The organism is Neobacillus drentensis, assembly GCF_036965425.1.
Classification (GTDB): domain Bacteria; phylum Bacillota; class Bacilli; order Bacillales; family Cytobacillaceae; genus Neobacillus; species Neobacillus drentensis_F.
The window spans coordinates 66,473-88,458 of sequence record NZ_JBALPP010000038.1 but is presented as its reverse complement, the minus strand read 5'-3'; the positions used below and the strand labels follow the sequence as shown (position 1 = coordinate 88,458).

25 protein-coding genes and 2 pseudogenes are annotated in these 21,986 nt (G+C 39.3%); 23 read left to right on the top strand and 4 right to left on the bottom strand.

Annotated features, from left to right (window positions below):
- The first annotated feature begins 79 nt into the window (after positions 1 to 79).
- From V7161_RS10625 to V7161_RS10585, 9 genes and pseudogenes are all read left to right on the top strand, one after another.
- On the top strand, positions 80 to 445 hold the full coding sequence (locus V7161_RS10625) for a RidA family protein (protein ID WP_335444963.1): 366 nt from the start codon (positions 80 to 82) through the stop codon (positions 443 to 445).
- A 2-nt stretch (positions 446 to 447) separates the two neighbouring features.
- Entirely contained in the window at positions 448 to 1,635 is a 1,188-nt protein-coding gene (locus V7161_RS10620) for a trans-sulfuration enzyme family protein (RefSeq protein ID WP_335444961.1), read from the top strand.
- A gap of 17 nt (positions 1,636 to 1,652) precedes the next feature.
- Entirely contained in the window at positions 1,653 to 1,805 is a 153-nt protein-coding gene (locus V7161_RS10615; RefSeq protein WP_335444959.1) for a hypothetical protein, read from the top strand.
- Between the two features lie 228 nt (positions 1,806 to 2,033).
- The gene (locus tag V7161_RS10610) at positions 2,034 to 3,209 is read left to right on the top strand and encodes a MalY/PatB family protein (protein ID WP_335444958.1); all 1,176 of its coding nucleotides are present in this window, start codon (positions 2,034 to 2,036) and stop codon (positions 3,207 to 3,209) included.
- 28 nt (positions 3,210 to 3,237) lie between these two features.
- Positions 3,238 to 4,710, top strand: coding sequence for a Na+/H+ antiporter NhaC (nhaC, locus tag V7161_RS10605; protein WP_335444957.1), 1,473 nt, complete (start codon positions 3,238 to 3,240; stop codon positions 4,708 to 4,710).
- A 461-nt stretch (positions 4,711 to 5,171) separates the two neighbouring features.
- Positions 5,172 to 6,131 (top strand): thioredoxin-disulfide reductase, encoded by a 960-nt coding sequence (trxB, locus tag V7161_RS10600; RefSeq protein ID WP_335444956.1) that lies wholly within the window; start codon positions 5,172 to 5,174, stop codon positions 6,129 to 6,131.
- A gap of 20 nt (positions 6,132 to 6,151) precedes the next feature.
- The gene (locus tag V7161_RS10595; protein WP_335444955.1) at positions 6,152 to 6,493 is read left to right on the top strand and encodes a thioredoxin family protein; all 342 of its coding nucleotides are present in this window, start codon (positions 6,152 to 6,154) and stop codon (positions 6,491 to 6,493) included.
- A 189-nt stretch (positions 6,494 to 6,682) separates the two neighbouring features.
- Positions 6,683 to 6,811: pseudogene (locus tag V7161_RS10590) on the top strand (aspartyl-phosphate phosphatase Spo0E family protein); the annotation flags it as partial.
- A gap of 73 nt (positions 6,812 to 6,884) precedes the next feature.
- Positions 6,885 to 7,061: pseudogene (locus V7161_RS10585) on the top strand (biotin carboxylase N-terminal domain-containing protein); the annotation flags it as partial.
- Between the two features lie 95 nt (positions 7,062 to 7,156).
- On the opposite strand, the gene V7161_RS10580 reads toward V7161_RS10585, so the two are convergent.
- Positions 7,157 to 7,537, bottom strand: a complete 381-nt coding sequence (locus tag V7161_RS10580) for a YetF domain-containing protein (protein ID WP_335444973.1) — start codon at positions 7,535 to 7,537, stop codon at positions 7,157 to 7,159.
- 238 nt (positions 7,538 to 7,775) lie between these two features.
- Between V7161_RS10580 and V7161_RS10575 the strand changes: the two genes are divergently transcribed.
- The 3 genes from V7161_RS10575 (at position 7,776) to V7161_RS10565 (ending at position 11,225) form a co-directional block, all read left to right on the top strand.
- Positions 7,776 to 8,690, top strand: a complete 915-nt coding sequence (locus V7161_RS10575) for a hypothetical protein (protein ID WP_335444953.1) — start codon at positions 7,776 to 7,778, stop codon at positions 8,688 to 8,690.
- Positions 8,691 to 8,706: 16 nt separating this feature from the next.
- The gene (locus V7161_RS10570; RefSeq protein WP_335444952.1) at positions 8,707 to 9,738 is read left to right on the top strand and encodes a hypothetical protein; all 1,032 of its coding nucleotides are present in this window, start codon (positions 8,707 to 8,709) and stop codon (positions 9,736 to 9,738) included.
- 254 nt (positions 9,739 to 9,992) lie between these two features.
- Positions 9,993 to 11,225 carry an aminopeptidase gene (locus V7161_RS10565; RefSeq protein ID WP_335444951.1) on the top strand — a complete coding sequence of 411 codons (1,233 nt, stop codon included), beginning with the start codon at positions 9,993 to 9,995 and terminating at the stop codon, positions 11,223 to 11,225.
- A 73-nt stretch (positions 11,226 to 11,298) separates the two neighbouring features.
- Here the strand turns inward: V7161_RS10565 and V7161_RS10560 are convergent, their stop codons facing one another.
- On the bottom strand, positions 11,299 to 12,114 hold the full coding sequence (locus V7161_RS10560) for a murein transglycosylase (RefSeq protein WP_335444949.1): 816 nt from the start codon (positions 12,112 to 12,114) through the stop codon (positions 11,299 to 11,301).
- Positions 12,115 to 12,263: 149 nt separating this feature from the next.
- Here V7161_RS10560 and V7161_RS10555 point away from each other — a divergent pair, with 149 nt between their 5' ends.
- From V7161_RS10555 to V7161_RS10505, 11 genes are all read left to right on the top strand, one after another.
- Complete coding sequence (locus tag V7161_RS10555) at positions 12,264 to 12,551, top strand: hypothetical protein (protein WP_335444948.1); 288 nt, start codon at positions 12,264 to 12,266, stop codon at positions 12,549 to 12,551.
- 87 nt (positions 12,552 to 12,638) lie between these two features.
- A complete protein-coding gene (locus tag V7161_RS10550; protein ID WP_335444947.1) occupies positions 12,639 to 12,905 on the top strand; it encodes a CPCC family cysteine-rich protein in 267 nt (88 codons plus the stop codon).
- Positions 12,906 to 13,090: 185 nt separating this feature from the next.
- Complete coding sequence (locus V7161_RS10545; RefSeq protein WP_335444945.1) at positions 13,091 to 13,531, top strand: hypothetical protein; 441 nt, start codon at positions 13,091 to 13,093, stop codon at positions 13,529 to 13,531.
- A gap of 431 nt (positions 13,532 to 13,962) precedes the next feature.
- Complete coding sequence (locus tag V7161_RS10540; protein ID WP_335444944.1) at positions 13,963 to 14,445, top strand: GntR family transcriptional regulator; 483 nt, start codon at positions 13,963 to 13,965, stop codon at positions 14,443 to 14,445.
- A gap of 8 nt (positions 14,446 to 14,453) precedes the next feature.
- Positions 14,454 to 14,615 (top strand): hypothetical protein, encoded by a 162-nt coding sequence (locus V7161_RS10535; RefSeq protein WP_335444943.1) that lies wholly within the window; start codon positions 14,454 to 14,456, stop codon positions 14,613 to 14,615.
- Between the two features lie 375 nt (positions 14,616 to 14,990).
- Entirely contained in the window at positions 14,991 to 15,377 is a 387-nt protein-coding gene (locus V7161_RS10530) for a hypothetical protein (protein WP_335444942.1), read from the top strand.
- A 38-nt stretch (positions 15,378 to 15,415) separates the two neighbouring features.
- Positions 15,416 to 17,377, top strand: a complete 1,962-nt coding sequence (locus tag V7161_RS10525) for a putative thiazole-containing bacteriocin maturation protein (RefSeq protein ID WP_335444941.1) — start codon at positions 15,416 to 15,418, stop codon at positions 17,375 to 17,377.
- On the top strand, positions 17,374 to 19,326 hold the full coding sequence (locus tag V7161_RS10520) for a TOMM precursor leader peptide-binding protein (RefSeq protein ID WP_335444939.1): 1,953 nt from the start codon (positions 17,374 to 17,376) through the stop codon (positions 19,324 to 19,326). Before V7161_RS10525 ends, V7161_RS10520 begins: the two co-directional genes overlap by 4 nt.
- A 209-nt stretch (positions 19,327 to 19,535) precedes the next feature.
- Positions 19,536 to 19,955, top strand: coding sequence for a DUF1801 domain-containing protein (locus tag V7161_RS10515; RefSeq protein WP_335444938.1), 420 nt, complete (start codon positions 19,536 to 19,538; stop codon positions 19,953 to 19,955).
- Between the two features lie 53 nt (positions 19,956 to 20,008).
- Positions 20,009 to 20,203, top strand: a complete 195-nt coding sequence (locus V7161_RS10510) for a YwbE family protein (protein ID WP_223589028.1) — start codon at positions 20,009 to 20,011, stop codon at positions 20,201 to 20,203.
- 33 nt (positions 20,204 to 20,236) lie between these two features.
- A complete protein-coding gene (locus V7161_RS10505; protein WP_335444936.1) occupies positions 20,237 to 20,896 on the top strand; it encodes a DUF429 domain-containing protein in 660 nt (219 codons plus the stop codon).
- A gap of 82 nt (positions 20,897 to 20,978) precedes the next feature.
- Here V7161_RS10505 and V7161_RS10500 read toward each other — a convergent pair whose 3' ends face one another.
- Positions 20,979 to 21,491, bottom strand: a complete 513-nt coding sequence (locus tag V7161_RS10500) for a DoxX family protein (protein ID WP_335444934.1) — start codon at positions 21,489 to 21,491, stop codon at positions 20,979 to 20,981.
- 199 nt (positions 21,492 to 21,690) lie between these two features.
- Positions 21,691 to 21,867, bottom strand: coding sequence for a hypothetical protein (locus V7161_RS10495; protein ID WP_335444933.1), 177 nt, complete (start codon positions 21,865 to 21,867; stop codon positions 21,691 to 21,693).
- Positions 21,868 to 21,986 lie beyond the last annotated feature (119 nt).

Genomic DNA, 21,986 nt, shown 5'->3' with positions numbered 1-21,986 from the left:
ATAAAATTTTATTGTAATTAGATTATCTGGATAATATAATATTATCATAATAATAAAAAATTATTAAGGAGTGTTTTTATTGGAAAAATATCCTGAAGCGATTGGCCCTTACTCGGTATACCGTAAAATAGGTAATTTGATTTATACGTCTGGGCAGCTTCCAATTGACCCAGAAATAAACGATTTTCCCAGCGATAAAATTGAAGATCAAACAAGACAATCTCTATTAAATGTAAAAGCAATACTCAAAGAAAATGGCGCGTCGATGGATGATATCTTAAAAACAACCGTTTTTCTAAATGATATGAATGATTTCAATGCCATGAATGAAGTATATAAAGAATTTTTTAGTTTTCCCTACCCTGCAAGAACAGCTGTTGCGGTTGAAAAACTGCCTAAAAACGCCTTAGTTGAAATAGAAGTTGTTGCGGTAATGGATAAATAAAAATGGAGATGAAGAAAATGGAGCTCGATACAAAATTAATTCACGGTGGTCCGTTGACTGATCTACATACCGGAAGCTCATCCGTACCTATCTATCAAGCCTCTACCTTTCATCAAGCTCAATTTCCGGAATCACAAGAGTTTACCTATACACGTTTTGGTAACCCAACAAGGAAAGCATTAGAAGAAACGATTTCCTGTTTGGAGTTTGCTAAATATAGTTATGCCTTTGCTTCCGGTATGGCGGCAATTTCTGCGGTACTGCTTAATTTCTCACAAGGGGATCACGTAGTCCTTCCTAAAGATATTTACGGGGGAGCCTATCAGCTCGTAACAGAAATGTTTCCGAGATATGGAATCGAATACACTTTCGTGGATGAGACGGATTTAAACGCCTGGAAGAAGGCAATCAAGGGAAATACAAAAGGAATTTATATTGAGACACCATCTAATCCCCTATTAACGGTTACCGATATCAGAGGTGTTGTTAAGTTAGCCAAGAAATACAACTTGCTGACCATCATCGACAATACGTTTATGACACCGATTTTCCAAAATCCGATTAAATTTGGAGTTGATATCGTCATACATAGTGCGACAAAATTTATCAATGGCCATAGTGATGTAACCGCCGGATTGGTTGTAACCAACGATCAAGAGATTGCGGAGACATTATTCAAAACCCAAAAAATGCTGGGCAGTATGCTCCCCCCATATGATTGTTGGTTAATCTTAAGAGGAATCAAGACCATGAAAATTCGTATGGAAAAGGAAGTAGAAAATGCGGTATTTATAGCGAAAGAGCTTCAAAAACATAGCAAGGTGAAGGCTGTTTATTACCCAGGCCTTGAAAATCATAACGGAAGAGAGATCCATTTTTCCCAAGCAAGCAGCGGTGGAGCTGTCTTAACGTTTGATTTAGGAAGCTATGAAAATGTAAAGGACTTTTTTGCCCATGTAAGCATTCCTATAGTGGCCGTTAGCTTAGGTGGTGTAGAGTCAATTTTATCTTATCCATACACCATGTCCCATGCCGTAATTCCTGAAAAAGAAAGATTTGAATTAGGGGTGACAGAAGGGTTAGTTCGGCTGAGCTGCGGCATTGAAGATAAAAATGATCTTCTAAAGGATTTATGTAAGGCATTGGATCATGTAAAAAGCGGCGAATATCTTACGGAAAAAATACTATAAGGATTGGAAGATGCTTTATGGAGAAAATGAAGATCGCCAATGTACCCACAAAGGTTGACAAAGTGGATTTTTTCAATAAACACTTGAACAAATCAGTTTTATCAAGCGCGATGACCAGACGGGAATGGGAACATCAAAAAACAAAATTAGAAAACTGGAATATTTATTAGCCGATGCTAAAAGCAGAAAAAGTGATTAATAAATTACCAGTAGTGGGATCCAATCGAACCATGCGAGAGCGACTGCAGTTCTGGCGGCAAAATATCAGATGAAGTCCTTGTTGATTTTAAAAGAAAGTGAAATAAATAGGACGGAAGGAAATCTATATCTTAATAAATTAGTAGGCAGCAAAAATGTAAACGCATTCGCAGTTATTTTTAGAAAAATGAGGGGTAAGCATGATTCACAACTTTGATGAAACGATTAATCGAATTGGTTCTGATTCCGATAAATGGGACAATGAAGGGAAAGGCGGCACATTGATTCCGCTGGGCATTGCCGATACTGATTACAAGGCACCACGTGAAGTATTAGACGCTGTAAGGGAAAAGGTGGATTTTGGCGTATTTGGTTATGGGTATTTTCCGCGTGAGCGATTTACTGATGCTATTAAAGGTTGGTATGGCCGTCATCACAAAATTGATATAAGGGGGGGCGAAATTAGTTATGCGCCCGGATTAATGACAGGGGCGTTATGGATGTTTTTAGATGCTTATACCAATCCGGGAGACAAAGTAGTGATACAGCCTCCTGTCTATGCCACCTTTAAAAAGGTAATTGAGAATTTTAATAGAAAAGCAATCGACAATCGATTAATTTACCACAAAGGAGATGGTTATCAGATTGATTTTGAAGATTTAGAAGACAAACTAAAGATGCCCGATGTGAAAATACTCCTTGTATGTAATCCTGCTAATCCAATCGGGCGGGTATGGACAAAAGAGGAAATGAAGAAAATGTATGATTTATGTCGCAGGAATAACGTGATGATTATAAGTGACGAAATTCATAGTGACATGATTCACAAAGGGCTGCCTTTTCACTCCTTTTTAGAGATTTGTGAGGAAGAGGATCAACATGTTGTGGTGATGAACTCCCCTAGTAAAACATTTAATCTAGCATCCTTTTTTAGTGCTTATGTGATTGTAAAAAATAAAAATATGAAGAAAGCATTTGATGATATTTACGCAAAATATCACTTTGATTATAACTATTTAGGAGTTGAGGCGTTAATCACTGCGTATAATGAATGCGATTATTATGTGGAAGAATTAAATGCTTATTTACGAAGCAATATTGATTTTTCGATTAACTATATCCATAAACATTTACCGAAGTTAAAAGTTCAGTATCCTGATTGTTCCTATTTGTTATGGATTGACTGTGAAGGGCTAGGCCTCACCGGTACTGAATTGGCTGAATTTTTTACAGACTCAGGGGTTAGAGTCAATGAGGGGAGTTCATATGGTAAAGATAGTGGTAACTTTGTAAGAGTAAATATTGCTTGTACAAGATCTTTACTAGAGCACGCATTGAAACAGATTAAGCTAAACTATGACAAATATGGTTTTTAAAAACTAATTGAATTGTGAGGTTCTGTGAATGGGGAACAAACCTGAATATCAAGGAAATGCAACTGCTGAATGGGACGGAAAGTCTTATAAATTTCCGGTATCATTTAAATATGCAGTGGTTTCTGTCTTAATCTTTTTCGGCCTGCTGCTTACAGGAACACTTGGTTTTGGTGCATCTCTGGAATTAATGTTCTTGTTGTTATGGATTGTTGTGAGCCTGCTTGTCATGAAACTAGGATATAAATATAATGAGGTTCAAAATATGGCTTGGGAGATGGGTAAGCAATCTTTTGAGCCGAATACAATTATTTTAGTAGTTGGCGTCATGATTGCTACTTGGATGGCTTCTGGTACAATCCCTTATGTTATGTATTGGGGCTTAGAATTAATTTCGCCGCAATACTTTTTAATCACGGCCTTACTTCTTACATCTGCAACATCTCTTGCAACCGGAACTTCATGGGGGACTTTGGGTACAGTGGGTTTGGCCTTAATGACAGTTGGTAATGCACTTGGAGTTCCCCAAGCAATGACAGCAGGTGCCATTATTTGTGGTTCCTTCTTCGGAGATAAATTGTCACCATTGTCTGATAGTACAATTTTAGCAGCTACCGTTGCCGGCTCTAAAGTAATGTCACACGTTAAACATATGTTATGGTCAACGGTCCCAGCGTATATTCTAACAGCAATTATATTTATCATTTTAGGCTTAAAGTTTGGAAAAGACGGAGCGAATATACTGGAGATTCAACAAATTACTGGTGTAATATCAAAGCATTTCAATTTATCCTGGATTTCATTGATTCCTCTCCTGTTTGTACTAGTAATGCTCGTAAGGGGCATTCCACCTATTGTTTCGCTGTTAATGGGAGTGTTTAGCGGTTTGGCTGTGGCTGTTTTTACACAGGGATATAATTTAACAAAAATGTTTGATATCATGACCAATGGATTTGTGTTTAAAAGCGGCAGTAAGTTAGTTGACCCCATACTAAGCAGAGGTGGGCTCTACAGTTTAATGAGCTCATTCCTTGTTGTCCTTTTAGCCATGTGTGTAACGGGAATGCTGGAACAATCTGGGATTCTGAGTTCTTTAGTGGAGCCATTAGTCAAACGAACCCACGGCTCTACATTTAGAATAACACTAGCTACAATGGTAATCGCATTAATCACAAATATGATTGGTTCATCGATGTTATTAACTTCAATTGTAGCGGGTTCACTTATGAAAAATGTCTTTAAAAATAATAATTTGGCGCCAGAAAATCTTTCGCGTAATATCGAGGATGTTGGGACGATGGGCGCACCGGTTATTCCGTGGAATTCCAACGCAATCTATTGTTCGCAGATGTTGGCGGTATCGCCATATGCCTATTTCCCTTATGTCTTTCTAGCCTTCTTTGTCCCATTATTCGATTTAGTTTATGGTGCCACTGGATTTGCAATAAAGAAGTTAAAGCCTGAGAAGCACGAGGGTGTTGAAACAGCATCTAAAGCGATCTAAGTAAATAAGGCTTTTATATAGGCGATTCCTTATAACATTTATAGGAATCGCATTTTTATTTTTGGTAAGTCGTCTATATACTAGCAATGATTTTATTCTTAATTTCCAAAAAAATCTCCCTTTTAAGACACTCCAAAAACCTCATTTAAGTAGGTCCATGTAAAGAAGTTTATATTGTTTTACCTAGCAAAAGATGATTGAATAAATTCCTAATATTGTTCAAGTAGTTACAACAACTATCTTGTATCTTTCCCTTAAAACTTTCTTGGCTTTTAATCCACCGTTTGAAATTTGAGTTGGTACATGTTTTCTTGGTCTTGAAAAAATTTTTCTCAAACGTGATAGGAAATAGGAATGATTAACTTATAAGAGGCTGAAAAAATAGTGATTTTACAAGGAATTAAAGATTGGCACGAATATTGCAAATTAATATACATGACTAAGAGATAAGGAGGTAAGCGATGTATAAAGCCGTTATTCTAGGGACTGGACCTGCTGGGTTAACCGCAGCAATCTATTTAGCACGTGCTAACATAAGTCCTTTAGTCATTGAAGGGCCTGAACCAGGGGGGCAATTGACATTGACAACAGATGTCGAGAATTTTCCTGGTTTTCCTGAAGGGATTATGGGACGAGAGTTGATGCAGAACATGCGAAAGCAAGCTGAGTTTTTTGGCGCAAAGTTTAAAAGAGGCTGGGTTAAAAAAGTCGACTTTTCCAATAACCCTTTTACCTTAACGGTGGAAGGAATAGGGGAGCTTAAAACGCAATCTTTAATCATTTCAACGGGAGCTTCAGCGAAACTTTTGGAGATTCCAGGGGAAAGAGAAAATATTGGGCGTGGGGTAAGCACCTGTGCAACATGCGATGGATTTTTCTTTAGAGAAAAGAAAATTATCGTTGTCGGGGGCGGAGATTCTGCTATGGAAGAGGCAAATTTTTTAACGAAGTTTGCTTCGGAGGTTCAGGTTGTCCACCGCAGGAAGGAGCTTCGCGCTTCCCAAATTATGCAAGACCGTGCCAAAAAGAATCCAAAAATTACGTGGAGCTTTAATTCCATTCCTGAAGAAGTGATCGCAGGGGATCGACACGTTACTGGCTTGAAAGTAAAAAACAGCGAAACAGGAAAAGAGGAAGTTCTGGAAACTGATGGTATTTTTATTTCCATTGGGCACAAACCGAACACAGCATTTTTAGACAATCAAATCAAAACGGACGATATGGGATATATCATGGTGAATCCTGGTACAACCGAAACGAATATCCCAGGTGTATTTGCCTGCGGGGATGTTCAAGATCATAAATACCGCCAAGCCATTACGGCTGCGGGAAGTGGTTGTATGGCTGCTCTGGATTGCGAAAAATATCTTGATGCAAGTGAATTATGTAGTGGAAACAATCTATCTATCATTGAGAACTAAATATGGGGAGGATTTTAATAATGAAAGAGATTAAAACAAAACAAGAGTTTGAAGAGGCGATTTTATCAACAAAACCAGTTATGGCCAAATTCTATGCCGAATATTGCCCAGACTGTCAGCAAACCGATTTATTTATGCCCATCTTGGAAGAAGCGTATAGAGAAAAAGTAGATATGATTGCAGTAAATCGTGAACATTTTCCAGAGGTATTAGAGAAGCTGGACGTGTATGGAATCCCAAGCTTTATTGCTTTTAAAGAAGGGGAGGAACTGAACCGCTTTGTAAGTAAACTTGGAAAAAGTCAGGAAGAGGTTGAACAGTTTCTTAATCAAATTGTAGAGGCAAGTGGAAAACTAGGATAGAAAATCCTTGCCTGGAGCCAATAAATATTGAGCAGTCACTCAATATTTATTGGCCATCTTTTTAGTCTCAACAATCTTATCAACTATTTCATAGAAACTATACAGCTTTAGAGCTCGAATAACACGCCGACTTCGTGCATTTAGTAGAAGAGTATTGTATGACCTTTTTTGCTTCAAGGGGGATAAGAAATGGAACTTATGAAATATGTGAAGGAATACAATGATCTAAAATTCAAAATGGAGACATCAGCATTAAAGTATGGCCTGCGTGATTCAAGAACGATTGAATATAGCCAGGAATTAGATCTATTACTTAATAAAGTTATGAAAATTAGATATACAGGATTAAAACAGTTTAAACGTCTTAATGGTTTGTCAGTAGAAATAGAGGATGAAAACAACAAAACGAATCCAAAAAGTACTAGTCGCAAACCGTGGAGAAATAGCTGTCCGTATCTTCCAGGCATGCACGGGGTTGGGCATCAAGACAGTTGCCATATACTCTGAACAAGATAGCGTATCCCTACACCGGTTTAAAGCGGATGAAGCATACCTCGTTGGAGAAGGAAATAATTGATTTTTGGATTGAGACCATACTTTAGTTATTCCATTACAGGGCGCTTTTCTTTAATAAGAAGGCGTCTTTTTATAATGAGTTAGATTCTAGAACAATACATTTAAGGGATTGAATTTAATTAAAATGTATAAGAGATTGTGAAGGTATTCACTTAAACTATAGGGGTGCAAGAGTTGAACAAGGATTTGACTATTAACAGCGTAAATATGAAGAGTTCGCTTTTTTAATTCATCAAGCAGCCATTCTTTGTCGAAATGGTGGTCAGATAAATTTTGGTCTAATATTTCTCCATCGATAACCAATTCTACTGGAATCTTGTTGGATGATAGAGTACCATTTACTTCTAAAATTGCACATTCCACTTCTACTATGTAAAAGATATATTTTCCGCGCAATGCCTGTGTAAGCATTTCCAAGGAATAACCAATCTTTTTGAGCGATTCTTCCAAGATTTTTCCTTTCTCAATTAAGTTTCTTAAAGTCGATCCTTAAATCGGCTTTTTTATTTTTGCTAAATAAATAGTGTCATAACATATTAGAAAAGGCCCTTTGTAAAGGAAAATTGACTTATCCAATATGGATCCAGTTTAGGTTAAAAGAACTCTTTCTTTGGTAAATGAGCGTAAAACCGACAAAAATTCAAAAATAATGTCGAATGGTGTCCATGGAAGTTACGATGCCCTACTTTTGAAGGGAGGTGACATAATGCACATCCGGCATTTAATTCTAATGGGTGTATTTTTAGGGGCAGCCGCTTTCTTGCCAAACCATGCATTTGCAGAGAAAAATGGGGCCGCTGGTCAACCAGAACCTCAAAATTCTGCAATACATACTCCCGTTTTAGAGAAAAACGAAGTTCCAATGGTTTCGGATAAAGCAGTGCCCGTAACACCTGAAAACGTACATAAAAATCAAGGTGGAGTGGTTCAAAAACCAGTGACGAAACCTAGAACCCAGCAAACCCCAACAACCCCTGTTCCGAAATCACCAGACAAGACGAATAGGGGGATTGAAAAAGCAGCTCCTTCTTCACAAAAAAACATAAAGACAGTTGAATCTGCGGAACCGGCTGCAAAGGTGAAAGCTAGTGGACAAACAGGACCAGCAAAGCCAAATGCTGTTACGAATAAGCTTCCAAAGGAACTTAATTCACTCTCCTCAAAAAATCAAATAGATTCTGAGGCGGAAAGTAACAGCCAGCCTCCAGGTTTAGATGCTAAGTCAGAAACTTTTACAAAAGATATTGAGTCCTCAGTATCAATTAAGAGGAATAGTACTCTGAATACGCCGCAGAAACCGTTAATAGTTGAGGAAAACGAGAGGCCATCTAACAATAGGCAGAATCCTGGGGACATTGAGATCATGAGTAACCCTCCACAACGAACGCAATCGACTGGAGGGCAATCAAATGAGCAGTTTAGTCCGGGCACAGGAATGATAAGCTTTATATCAAGCCGGCTTGATTGGGATGAACATTTTGGTTTGAACCTTGGCCAGATTTATACTTCCCGCCAGGCTAAATACTGTCATCAATGGATCAATGCTCCGCCTTCACCACCGCCAAAAGCTGCTCCTTTTTTTACGTTTACTGTTAATTTAGTCAAAGGTAACGATAATTAAAGGAGCAAAATAGGAAATGAAACATTACGTTAACACAATTAAACTTGCAAAATCTTTCGTATTAACTGGAGTATTGTCTTTTGGACTTTTGGCAGGAGGTCAATTTACTGCAGCTGCTGGACTTGAGAAAGGAAAAGTGGAGCCTGTTAAAACTGTTCAAGCAAACAGTTCTCAAAATGGACAAGCCAGTTTAAAGGAAACTTCTACAGTTCCAACAAAGCCGGAGGTTCCTGCTATGCCTACAGCAGAAGTAAAAGCTGAGATTCAACATAAGCAAGAAGGCAGCATTGGAAAGTCGCAGGCAAGTATCCATGCCAGTGAAACGGCAAAAATGCATGCTGCCCCAAACTCTGCAATTTTCTCCAAAACTCCATCGGCAGATTCGAGTGGAACTGATGCTGTACAGGGATATCTATTCGGATCGGATTCTGCCTCAGCAGCGAATCCTGCAGGGGAAGATTTTTATCTAGGGAAGTTAGGTTATGGGAACACGGTGCAATTTGATACAGGCACGGGCAGCGGAATTTATTTCAGTAGTGCTAGAGCACAGAATGCTAGTTATGTTTACGGTTATTGGTTTTTATCCGGTATGCAACAGGCACCAGCAGGAACTTCTGCAAGTGAGTGGGGGATCCAGCAGGCCAAATTGGCACTAGAAACCTATGAATCTATGAAGAGTGTATATGGTTCGAAAGTTAGGCCAGTCATCTTTATTGATGTAGAATCGGCTTTAACCGGTATGAATGACTATGACTATGCAAATAATCAAACGATTTATAACGCATTTGTTAATTATCTCAATCAGTATGGACAAGGAGTAAAACCAGGTACATATTCTTCTCCAGGAAACTGGGAGCGTACGATGGGAAGCTTTTCGCCAAGCACTCCGGGAGCTTATTGGGTAGCACATTACCCAAGTGACATCCCTGCAGATTTGACAACGAGCAATTCAGATTGGCTCAATTTCCCTGGAACAAACGAAAAGGCAGAAATTTGGCAGTACTATGGTGGCTACGATGACTATAATGTAGCTTGGAAACTACCATAATAAGAACATGAAGTTTGTAAGTTTATAGTTTAAAAGTTTTTTCAAAATAAGGTTCTAAAACAAAGTGAGCGACTGTTCAATAAGAGCAGTCGCTTTTTTGTGATGAGTTTACATTTGGGAAAAACCTAAAGGATTTTTTGATTACAAAAGAAACCAAATCATTATTATTTCGTCTAAGAGTTTAGGGTATTTATACGTCTTTAAAGATTTACTATTTGTATCTGTAAGAAATATAAAACCAAAGGAGAAATGATATGCGAACTTTTCAAGAAAAATTAGAGAAATACGCTGCTCTGGCAGTTGAAATCGGAGTAAATGTTCAAAAGGGGCAAATTTTATTTATTTCAGCTTCTATTGAAAGTTATGAGTTCGTTAAATTGATAACAAAAAGAGCCTATGAAATCGGTGCAAGCGAAGTCATCTACGAATGGAATGATGACGCTTTAACTCGAATGAAGTATGAATCAGCAGCCGATGAAGTTTTTACTGATTTCCCTAAATACCGTGTCATGCAGCGGGAAGAGCTAGCTGAAAAGAATGCTGCCTTTATAGTGATCGATTCAAAAAACCCAGATTTATTAAATGGAATTGAACAAGAGCGAATCTCGAATTTTAACAAAGCATCAGGTACAGCACTTACCAAGTTTCGAACCTATATGGTGAGCGATAAAATTGCCTGGACGATTGTTGCCTATCCTAATCAGGCTTGGGCCGATAAAGTGTTCCCGAATATTGATAAAACGGAACGAATCAATGCGCTTTGGGATGCTATTTTTTCTGCAACGAGAATCGATTACGAGGATACAATTGGTGCATGGAAAGAACATATAGCAGCTCTAGATAGTAAAGCTAATTATTTAAATGGACGAAAATATAAATCACTACATTACCGTGCCCCAGGCACCGATTTAACCGTGGAACTGCCTGAAAAACATAAATGGATGAGTGCAGGAAATCATAATGAAAAAGGGACACTTTTCATAGCGAATATGCCTACAGAAGAAGTGTTCACTTCTCCTAATAAGTACGGGGTAAACGGCATTGTTACCAGTACAAAACCGTTAAGTTACGCAGGAAAACTGATTGATAACTTTTCCTTAACATTTAAAGAAGGTAAAATCGTAGATTTCACCTGTGAAAACGGGTATGACACACTTAAACAATTGATTGAGACAGATGATGGCAGCCGGTATCTTGGGGAAATAGCTCTCGTTCCGCATCAGTCGCCAATTTCAAACTCAAACACCATTTTTTATAACACGCTCTTCGACGAAAATGCGTCAAATCACCTAGCAATTGGCGAAGGATTTCCGTTTTGTTTAGACGAAGGAAAAACGATGTCAAAAGAAGAACTTGCGAGAATCGGTTTGAATGAAAGTATGACACATGTAGATTTTATGATTGGCTCGCATGAAATGGATATAGATGGGATCCTTTCTGACGGAAGTATCGAACCCATTTTCCGAAATGGGAACTGGGCATTTTAATTCCCTTTTTTGAAACGAGATGAAATGTTCAAGGACAATAACCGCCTCTGCCAACTTTGTGTGGCAGAGGCCATTAATTCATAGCTTTAATCCTTCGCAAGTATTGCTTTAAGTCCCCAGAGGATTTTATATCTTCCAGCTCCTTTTTAGACACTTCATCACTAGAATCATAGGAAAAATGAAAGAGATAGTCTCGGCTTTTGATGTGTTTGTTTAAAAAAGCTTGGTAATTAAGCTTTTTATCTTTGTCAGAGATTTCTTGTTCAAGTTTTTCGTTAAAGTAATTAATATCAAGGCTGAAATACTCTAACTCCTGGGCCTTTAAGTACTGGATCAATTTGTAAACCTTATCTAACTGATGGTCCATTTCATTGGAAGAGTTAAGCGTTACATTGGCAAATAGAATGTTTCCAATCCCGTTATGCTCTTGTTCAAAAATTTCTTGATAGGTGTTAGAGATGTTGTATTTAGTATAAGTTTCAACCGGGAATGAAACATTTACCATATATGAATAATTTTCAAGGGATTCATACAGCCCTTTATATACTGAACTAAATTGTTTGTTAAGCTCAGCACGCCATTTCATGTCCAAGTAATCATCCGACACTGGCTCCATATCTTCCGTAACTGAAATACGAACAGTTAGGTTGGGGGTCTTCTTAGGGTGAGAATCAATACGGTAAGTACCCGCTTCATCGCCTAGTGGTTTTGAAAAATTTGATTCATCAATAACAAAGTCTTCGTTGTATTTTTCTTCGAGATGCTTTTCTGCAGCTTTTTCAGCTTTAGAACTAATTAGTGGGAAATAAATATAGTCATACAAAACTAGACCAATTATGAATAAAAAGATAACTGGGATAATTAGTAAGACACCAAGTGCTTTTGGCATTTCTACACCTCCTAAAAGATAGGTATTTTTACATAATACAAGACGTATAGAAACAACTAAATGTTTCAATGAAGCAGTTTTGTTGCAGAAGGAATTTGTATTTTCTTCCAGAATATATTTACTCAATAATATAAAGGAGGAAAAAATGGGTGACGGCAATTATGGTAGCATTAGCGATAGCAATACTGGGTTCAGTAGTTGCTTGGCAATTTAGCAAAGGAAAGTCAAAAAAAAGAAAGTATATCATTTGTGGCATTACCATTATGGTAGCAATCGCACCTTTCCTATCATTTTCAATCGGCTTAACATATGCATTTATTGTTAGAAATGGTTGGGCAGGATTAATTATGTGGATCTTGTTTCCGATTATTTTCATCTTAGGGCTTATTGTATTATTGGTTGGTGTCTTTAAAGAAAAAGGAACAGAAACAATGTAGAATTATTGCATAGGGATAAGGAACTAGTTTGTGAAGAGTTATACTTAAACTAATGGGTGCATTTCTTAAGTATAGGAGAGGTTAAAGGTGAAATACACTTGTCCTTGTTGTGGATACAAAACTTTAGATGAAGAACCAACTGATACATATGAAATATGCGAAATATGTTTTTGGGAAGATGATGGAGTTCAATTTCGAGACCCTGATTACGAAGGTGGGGCCAATGATATTTCTTTAAAACAAGCACAACAAAATTACATTAAGTCCGGGGCGTGCCAAGAGGGATGTATTGAATTTGTGAGAAAGCCGAATAAGAAAGACATAAAAGACCCCAATTGGAAATCGTTAATTTAGCTAGTGTTAAGCTAACAGGTCCTTTAGAAAAAAATAAGGACCATTATTGAAGTGATTTCGTATTTTTCAATATTCTGCAATCGAGTGCCTTTCTTAAATAAAAAATTGTCTTCTTTTATTACGTATAAAATTATATATAATTTGTAAACTAAATTTATCCACATTAAGATTAAGGAATCGATGATATGATCCATGATAAGTTGTTAAAAATTGGTTTATTAGGTGTTTTGTCAACAATACCAGGAGAGATTGCTTCGAGGATATTTGCTTATTTTGGCATTGGTAAGTATAGTATTTTCGAATTAGCAAGTTTTATTATTACATTTAACAGGCCTGTATTTACCATAGGATTAATTGTAGATTTTTTAGTTGGTAGTGTTTTTGCAATCTTACTTTACTTTATATTTGAAAAGTTGGGTTCATGCTATTTAGTTATTAAAACTACTTTGTGCAGTTTACTTGCATGGTTAGTATGTGAACTTTTGTTCACAGCGACAATAGAAGGAAAGTATATCCCTATTAGACCTATAAATGATTATTATTCCCATATTATCAGTGCCATGATTTTTGGTATAACATTAGGACTGTTGATAAAAAAATTTATATTCAGCAAGTTAAATTCATGAACTACATTTAACCCTTTTAAATCAAGTATTACTTTTAGAGGTCGTGGCGGAAAAACAAACGAAGATTCATTAGCGTTAGAACCTACTATATTAACAAATGTATCCATGGATCATCCAGTAATGAACTTTTTAAATAGGTATTAAATATCCGCTGGCCATTCTTGGTCAGCTTTTTTGTTAAATTCCCATGATTGAGATTTTGATTGTTTTTCTGTTATGATTTGCTTTATAAAGCTGTTTTTTTTCTAATGTTACAGACACTTTTAAAAAGTACCATGTTAACTTAATCAAATTTATGGAAGTGTGTTTTTAGTATGAATATGCCAGATGAACTTACAGCGGCAGATGTTAATCTGAAACTCGATCATTCTGCCCTATTTCAAAACATTCAATCATTTTTAAATGGTTTAGATAATAATGGCGAATCACGTTTGCCTCAGCGTGCTTATCTTGCAACGCGAAATGCTATACGACAACTTGAACTCCCTCCTGGACAAACCGTATTAGAGAGGGAAATGGTTGACATCTTGGGTATGAGTAGAACTCCGGTACGTGAAGCTCTCGTTCGTTTTGAGATGGAGGGATGGGTACGACTCATACCACGCCGCGGGTTTGTTGTAGCACCTATTGTGGCGGATGATCTCCAACATATATATGAAGTGGTAGAAGCACTTGATGGAATTGCCGGGAGCCTGGCTGCAAAGCGTGCCACACGTGAAGAATTGGACAAACTCGATTATTTAATTGAAGAGCAAGAAAAAGCACTAGCTTCAGAAGATTTGCTTGCGTGGACTGACCTTGATGAGCAATTTCATCAACTCATTGTCGTTCTCCGAAAGAACTCATCGGACTCAATGGTGGAATCTTTAATACGGCAGGTAACTTGGCCGGTATCGTCATCCCTATCGTCGTAGGATATATCTTGAGTACAACACATTCCTTCAGTACCGCTTTATTCTTTATTGGGGCAGTATTGATAATAGGAGCCTTATCTTACATCTTCATCGTGAACAAAGTAGAACGGATTGAATTACCCCCTGAGTTGAAAGAGGAAAAGCAAACTCTATTAAAAGTACAGGCATAAGGGCACATAAAAAAGGCTGACCAATTGGTCAGCCTTTTATCATTTGGATTACCCATGGCCCGGAGTCAATGAAAATAGGCTTTTGAATCAGTTACAATACCCATCCCAATTTCATAATTTGTTGAAGAGAGGACTTTAGGTATTGGTGGATATATTTGTAAGTCTATTGTTTTCTTGTCATGATGTCTCTGTCCCTTTTTCATGTGGCCGGCAAGTCATGCCGATTTTATATACTATACGGAGGTATGAAAATGAATCCTTGGCAAAACGAACTTCAAATGTTGAATGTTGGTGATTTCCAGGCGAGCGAAGCTGTTCCTTTTGACTTAAACCAGTACTATATTGATCAGGCACGTCAATTAGGTGGCCTTGGCGGTGTCGGTGGCCTTGGTGGTGTCGGTGGTATCGGCGGTATCGGCGGGATCGGTGGTGTCGGCGGTTTTCATCGCTGTTCTAGCTGCTTTAGCTGTTCTAGCTGCTTTAGCTGTTCTAGCTGCTTTAGTTGTTCTAGCTGCTTTAGTTGTTCTAGCTGCTTTAGTTGTTTCAGCTGCTCTAGTTGTTTTCATTGCGGAGGTCATCGCTGTGGCGGCTGTGGTCGATGTGGAGGCCACCGTTGCGGCGGTTAAAAGCTCTAGTTTTGGAATAATTATGTGGTCCCCCCATGTAAAGAGACCGCCCCTGCCTGAGTTTTTGCAGGGGCGGTTCCTTTTCGAAAGACATATGGGACAAATGGAGATACATAGGATTATAGTGATGAATTGAAGCAGATTTGAGGATCATTGCAGCTAAGGAGGAACGATATGACAAGTTTGAACCCCTCTATGCGTCTGAAAGTAAAAAGAGACACATTTTTTCTCCCTGATTCTAACAATGGTATGTATTTTCGGAACAACATAAGCTCGTTCCGTATGGAAGGCAGCTCGATTAATCAGTGGGTTGAAAAGCTGTTTCCGATGTTAAACGGAGAGAACACGCTGGAGAATTTAACAGAAGGATTACCGGGCCCATACAAGGAACGGGTTTATGAAATTGCGGAAGTACTGTATCGAAATGGGTTTGTCAGCGATGTAAGCAAAGACCATCCTCATCAATTGGAGGATCACTTGCTTAAAAAGTACGGTCCCCAAATTGAATTTGTGAACAGTTTTGTCGATTCGGGGGCATACCGTTTTCAATCCTACCGGCAGGCCAAAGTGCTGGCAATTGGATCGGGTCCTTTTTTTAGTTCGTTAGTTGCATCGTTGCTGGAATCGGGATTGCCTAAGTTCAAACTGCTAATCACGGATAAGATACCGACCAATAGACGGCGGATAATGGAGCTAGCAGAGCATGCTCGTAAAACAGATCAGGAGGTGGAAGTGGAGGAAATTGCATCTGAGGAGAATGGGGTTAGATTTTGGAGGGAAATCATACAATCATTTGATGCCGTTTTGTATGTGTCAGAGGAAGGCGATCTGGAGGAACTGCGGCTTCTTCATTCGGTTTGCCTGGAAGAGAAGAAGATTTTTCTCCCTTCTATTTGCTTACAAAAGGTCGGGATAGCGGGGCCGCTAGTACATCCGGACTCTGACGTGTGCTGGGAGTCTGCGTGGAGGCGATTGCACCATTCTGTGCTTATGAAAGACAGGCAAATAGCCGGATTCACTTCCAAAGCGGGAGCGATGTTGGCAAATGTAATTGTATTTGAATTGTTTAAAAAGATTACTGGAGTGACCAAATCAAAACAGAATAATGATTTCTTCCTGCTTGATTTGGATACGATGGAAGGAAAATGGCATTCGTTCTTTCCGCATCCACTCGTGACTGGACGAATGTCCGCTAAATGGGTGAAGGATACCGAGATACTGGCCGAACATGGCTTGAGAAAAGGTGAGCCAAGTGAATTGCTTCTTTACTTCCACCAGTTGACATCAAAGGAATCAGGAATTTTTCATATTTGGGAAGAGGGAGATTTAAAGCAGCTTCCGTTAGCTCAATGCCGTGTCCAAGCCGTTAATCCGTTGTCGGAGGGCCCTGCTGGATTACTGCAAGAGATTGTCAGTACAGGTCTGACACACGAGGAAGCAAGAACAGAGGCAGGGCTTGCTGGGATTGAGTCATATGTGTCTCAAATGGTCGATTTGATTGTTCCAACACTATCATCGCATTCAGCTGGTAATAGTTTGATAGAACCGCAAGAATTCGTCGGCATTGGTGCTGGGGAAACCGTTGCGGAAAGTGTATCTCGCGGGTTGCAAAAGTGTTTGGAGGAGGAACTGAGTAAGCAGCATCTTGGTAAAAAGAATTCTGTCGCACAAGTGCAGGTTAGGAAGATGGAAGATGAAAGGTGCAAGTTTTATTTGCAGTCATTGACTACCTTGCAGGGAGCGCCAATGATTGGAGTAGGCAAGGAAATATTGGGTTTCCCTGTGATATGGGTGGGAACGAATGAAGGATGGTACCGCAGTGTTGACTTGAATATAACGCTGGCTTTACGAAAAGCGTTACAAAACGCTGTTTTTGGAGTTCAAAACCAATCTTCATTCAGCCCGGAACTTCCACTGAAGCTTAGGTCAGTCCATCTCGAGGACAAGGAGGCGCAGAATATTGATATCCCTGCCAATAATGAAAGGATCGAAGCTCCTACTCTAAAGTCTGCATTAGAAGTGTTGGAACGAAACGATAAGCGGCTTTTGGTCTTTGAACTAGAGCTTGAGCCTTTTATAAAAGAGAAATTGGCAGGAGTATTTGGTGTATTGCTTAAAGGGGAGGAATCCAGGTGAACCCAGTCGTATTGGTTGTCGGAGAAGGGGTGGTGGCGGACCGTGTGTGCGAAGAATTATTCACCCATTACCATGTATTACGCCAAACCCAATTTGGAGCATTTATACCGAAAAAAATGGATTTAGCTCTGGTGTTGCAGGATGTCTGGAATCCCTCTGACCATCAAAAGGCAGAAGAGGTTTTTAGGCGAACCGGTACTCCATGGCTGCGAGGGTTTGTTTCATTTGGAGAGGGCATAGTCGGGCCGCTTGTTCAACCGGGGAAACCGGGGTGCTCTCATTGTTCGGATATACGGCGTTACATGGCAATGGCAGGACGCGATCGGAAAGAGATGAGGGAGATGCATGGGAGGCTGAAGGAAGACGGCGGAATACAGCAGGATGTCTGGGCATCTCTTACGGGGCTTTTGCAGCTGGCACACTTCATTGGGGCGGAAGTTCACCGAATTTTGCAAGGTAATGATGCCCGCTCGGAAAGTCAGATCGGTTTAATCAATTTGAAAACCTTAACGAGTTCATGGCACACCTTCCTGCCTGTTCCATTGTGTCCGGTTTGCAGCGGTGTACCTGACGATTCGGAGGAAGCTGCCCGCATTTCATTGCAGCCAAGTCCGAAGGTCAGCGCTGACAGTTACCGCAGCCGATCGTTGGAGGAGCTGAAGAAGGTCCTGGTTAAAGACTACCTGGATCATCGAACCGGTTTGTTAAATGAAAAAATGGTTTATCTCGTACCGCCATTTGCCGATGTCAGTGTCAATCTGCCTTTGTTGCAGGGCGATGAGGGAACTGCAGGACGAACGAATTCGTATGAAGTGAGTGAGTTAACCGCCATTTTGGAAGGACTAGAGCGGTACTGCGGACTGGAACCCCGCGGGAAACGGACTGTAATCTACGATAGTTTTATGAATTTGAAAAATAAAGCACTCGATCCCATCAAAGTAGGTGTGCATGCAAAGGACCAGTATGAGCGGAGTGGATTTCCATTCCACGCTTTTAATCCTGAACGACCAATGAATTGGGTTTGGGGTTATTCATTTTTGGAAGAGCGTCCCATTCTTGTACCCGAATTGCTTGCTTATTACAGTTTGGGATGTGGGCAACAAGGATTTGTCTATGAAACTTCAAACGGATGCGCATTAGGCGGAAGCATGGAAGAAGCCATTTTCTACGGAATTATGGAAGTGGTGGAGCGTGATTCATTCCTGATGACCTGGTATGCGCAGTTGCCCCTGCCTCGTCTTGACCCTACGTCGGCAGACGACCAAGAATTACAGTTGATGATCGATCGCATGCGGGCTGTTGCGGGATATGATCTGTATTTATATAACTCGACAATGGAGCATGGAATTCCAAGTATTTGTGCGATTGCAAAAAACAGAAAGCAAAAGGGATTGAATCTCATCTGTGCAGCTGGAGCTCATCTCGACCCGGTGCGTGCGGTTAAAAGTGCGGTTCATGAGCTGGCTGGCATGATGCTGACTCTTGATGAGAAATTTGAGGCGAACCGAGAGGAATATTTAAGAATGTTACAGGATGCATCCCTGGTTCAACAAATGGATGATCATGGCATGCTCTACGGTTTGCCGAAGGCAGAGGAGCGTTTTAAGTTTTTACTGGATGATAATCGCCCATTGCGAACATTTGCTGAGGAGTTCAATTGGAGGTCGAATCATACGGATCTTACCGAAGATCTGAAGGATATTCTTCAAGTATTTCGCCGATTGGAACTTGATGTTATTGTGGTAGACCAGACGACACCGGAATTGATACGGAACGGATTGTATTGTGTAAAAGTGCTGATTCCGGGGATGCTGCCGATGACTTTCGGACATCACCTTACGCGCGTAACGGGTCTGGAGCGGGTGCTGAAGGTCCCGGTGGAACTCGGATATTTGAAAAAACCTCTGACAGTTGATCAGCTCAATCCACATCCGCATCCGTTTCCATAAGGGGTGGCTTGGATAATGAATCTTGATCCAGCTCCCCCTTGGTTTTTACCGAAATCGCCCTTGGTTGAAGGGGAGTTTGAATGGTTAACTATTAAAAACCTTGCTGATTAACCCAGCAAGGTTTTTGCTATAATGGGTGAGAGAATAATTGGAAAAATGAATTATACAATAAGGCTGGCTGAATACCGTTATAAGGAGAGATAGATATAATGTATGAACTAAAAACAAAAGAAACAGAAAACAGTGTTATTGAGTTTATTGAGAAAGTTGATAGCCTTAAGAAACGGGAAGACGCGTATAAACTTTTAGATATATTTACGGAAACCACTGGTTATCCAGCAAAGATGTGGGGACCAAGTATTATCGGATTTGGTTCCTATCATTACAAATATGAATCCGGCCACGAAGGCGATGCACCACTAGTTGGCTTTTCTCCTCGAAAAGCAAAAATCAGTTTGTATTTTGCACCGGGTGATACAAAGCGAGAGGAACTGTTAAAGGACTTCGGAAAATATACAACAGGAAAAGCGTGTGTGTATATCAATAAAGTTGCGGATATTAATGTGGATGTTCTAAAAGAGTTAATTAACCAATCTATTTTGTTTTTGAAGGAAACCTATCCGAATTAATAAAGGGAAACAGTACTTTTCGCTATTCCCATATCTGGAAGGAGATAATTGAAATGTCAGGCACGATACGAGAAAATATTAAACCCGGAATCAAAGTACGGGTTGTACAAAAACAAGACCAGCGTACCGGTAAATTAACAGAAGGTGTGGTCGCAAAATTACTAACCAAATCTGCCACACATCCGCACGGTATTAAGGTTATGCTGGAAAGCGGTATTGTTGGCAGAGTGAAGGAAATAGTGAATTAATCAGTAATAACAGTAGAAAGAGAAGGCTATTTTATGAGAGTAATCGGTATTGATTTGTCCGGACCAAGCAATCATAGGGATACGGTTCTTTCAGTATTTAAAACACAAGGGAGATATTTAAAATTTATTAAATGGATTAATCCTGTAAGCGATCAGGGCATCTTGAATGAGATTTTAGAACAAAGTCAATTAGATGAAGTCGTTGTAGGCATTGATGCCCCATTATCTTATGAAGATGGGGGAGGAGACAGGCAAGGTGACCGTGAACTTAGAAAGTTTATTACAGCATTAGGGATGAAGCCGGGATCCATCATGACGCCCACTATGACCAGGATGGTGTATTTAACTTTAAGAGGAATCAGGCTAAGCAGAGAAATAGAAAGTCTTAAAACTCCAAATCCTATTTCGATGGTAGAAGTGCATCCTGGCGCTGTTATTGGCTCAAGGATTTCTCCAGATGATTTGAAGTATGTTTTGAGCTACAAACAAAATCTATCAGCGAGAATGTTTATTTGGGACTGGCTCGGACAGCAAAACTTAACAGAACTCCCCATATTAAAAGAAGAACAAAGTCATTTTATCGATGCTTGTGCAGCAGCATTGGGTGCGTGGCATTGGAAGGAATCTTCCTTAGGACCGAAGTGGTTTTTCCCTGCAATTCCTCCACTAAATCCCTATGACCTTTGTTGTTGATTTCCCTATTAATGTTGATAAAAAAATGATGACCTTGCTGCATTGCAGCAAGGTTTCTTTAATATAAAAGTGGCCATTTTCATTATGCACTTTGGGAAATTTGTTCATTCCCTGCTTTCTTATATATCAATCTTCCAAGGTAGGGCGTAAGCCAACGATCCAATCCAAGTTTACCTGCATTCATTCCTGCTGCAAGAATAATCAATCCTAATAAAACCATCTGTGGATTTGTACTTGTTGTTCCTGATAACATATATGCAAAGTTCATTGTAAGCCCCATAAGCAGGGAAAGTGATGTGAAAATGCCTAAAATTAATCCGAGTCCTACTAAAAATTCTCCCCAAGGAACCATTACATTAAAAAGATCGACATATGGAATGGCAACCTCTTTTAGAAAATTGCCCCACCAAGGTTGAACAGCAGGGTGTTCACCAGACATATTTTTTACTGCTCCACCCAAAAAGCCGCTTGCATCAAAATTTCCACTAGAGATCTTTCCCCATCCTGCATTTAACCACTGCCAGCCAAGATAGAGTCGAAGTACAGTAAGGATTAAGGATACATAACGGTTTTCCTTTAAAAATTGAATAAACATAATCATACCTCCTGAGTTAATTGATAACAATTATCATTGATATCGATTATCATTATCATTTAATGCTCTGGAATTATCAATGAGGAATAGGTACCGAAATTATTTTCCAATTGTAGATAAATATTCCTAAATTAGTAGATCGTTATAATGTAAACAAGACGGCAGGGGCCGCCTCGTTCTTTAATTATGTTGATATTTCTTATTGACCAGAATTGCCGTCGTCACTTTGTGAACCATCATCAGTTTGTGAGCCATCATCGGTTTGTTGGGTATTGGGATCATCTGTTTTCGAGCTAGTGTCTGAGCATGCAGTAGCCGCGCCAAGTAACATCAATGCTGACATCAGAGCAAAAAACCACTTTTTGAAAGATTTCATTTTTATTCCTCCTTGAATGCTTGCATTTGGTATTACAGTCTTATCTTACAAGTTTTAATAGAAAAAAGAATGCAATTTTCCATTTCTTAACATATCTTAACCGTTTCATTAAACAGCTG

Excerpts from the sequence above, each read along its gene's own strand:
- V7161_RS10515 (WP_335444938.1), top strand. The coding sequence starts at position 19,536 with ATGTATGAACTAAAAACAAAAGAAACAGAAAACAGTGTTATTGAGTTT.
- V7161_RS10560 (WP_335444949.1), bottom strand. The coding sequence starts at position 12,114 with ATGCCAAAAGCACTTGGTGTCTTACTAATTATCCCAGTTATCTTTTTA.
- nhaC (WP_335444957.1), top strand. The coding sequence starts at position 3,238 with ATGGGGAACAAACCTGAATATCAAGGAAATGCAACTGCTGAATGGGAC.
- V7161_RS10620 (WP_335444961.1), top strand. The coding sequence starts at position 448 with ATGGAGATGAAGAAAATGGAGCTCGATACAAAATTAATTCACGGTGGT.
- trxB (WP_335444956.1), top strand. The coding sequence starts at position 5,172 with ATGTATAAAGCCGTTATTCTAGGGACTGGACCTGCTGGGTTAACCGCA.
- V7161_RS10570 (WP_335444952.1), top strand. The coding sequence starts at position 8,707 with ATGAAACATTACGTTAACACAATTAAACTTGCAAAATCTTTCGTATTA.
- V7161_RS10575 (WP_335444953.1), top strand. The coding sequence starts at position 7,776 with ATGCACATCCGGCATTTAATTCTAATGGGTGTATTTTTAGGGGCAGCC.
- V7161_RS10500 (WP_335444934.1), bottom strand. The coding sequence starts at position 21,491 with ATGTTTATTCAATTTTTAAAGGAAAACCGTTATGTATCCTTAATCCTT.
- V7161_RS10545 (WP_335444945.1), top strand. The coding sequence starts at position 13,091 with ATGATCCATGATAAGTTGTTAAAAATTGGTTTATTAGGTGTTTTGTCA.
- V7161_RS10595 (WP_335444955.1), top strand. The coding sequence starts at position 6,152 with ATGAAAGAGATTAAAACAAAACAAGAGTTTGAAGAGGCGATTTTATCA.
- V7161_RS10505 (WP_335444936.1), top strand. The coding sequence starts at position 20,237 with ATGAGAGTAATCGGTATTGATTTGTCCGGACCAAGCAATCATAGGGAT.
- V7161_RS10565 (WP_335444951.1), top strand. The coding sequence starts at position 9,993 with ATGCGAACTTTTCAAGAAAAATTAGAGAAATACGCTGCTCTGGCAGTT.
- V7161_RS10525 (WP_335444941.1), top strand. The coding sequence starts at position 15,416 with ATGACAAGTTTGAACCCCTCTATGCGTCTGAAAGTAAAAAGAGACACA.
- V7161_RS10510 (WP_223589028.1), top strand. The coding sequence starts at position 20,009 with ATGTCAGGCACGATACGAGAAAATATTAAACCCGGAATCAAAGTACGG.
- V7161_RS10495 (WP_335444933.1), bottom strand. The coding sequence starts at position 21,867 with ATGAAATCTTTCAAAAAGTGGTTTTTTGCTCTGATGTCAGCATTGATG.
- V7161_RS10615 (WP_335444959.1), top strand. The coding sequence starts at position 1,653 with ATGGAGAAAATGAAGATCGCCAATGTACCCACAAAGGTTGACAAAGTG.
- V7161_RS10610 (WP_335444958.1), top strand. The coding sequence starts at position 2,034 with ATGATTCACAACTTTGATGAAACGATTAATCGAATTGGTTCTGATTCC.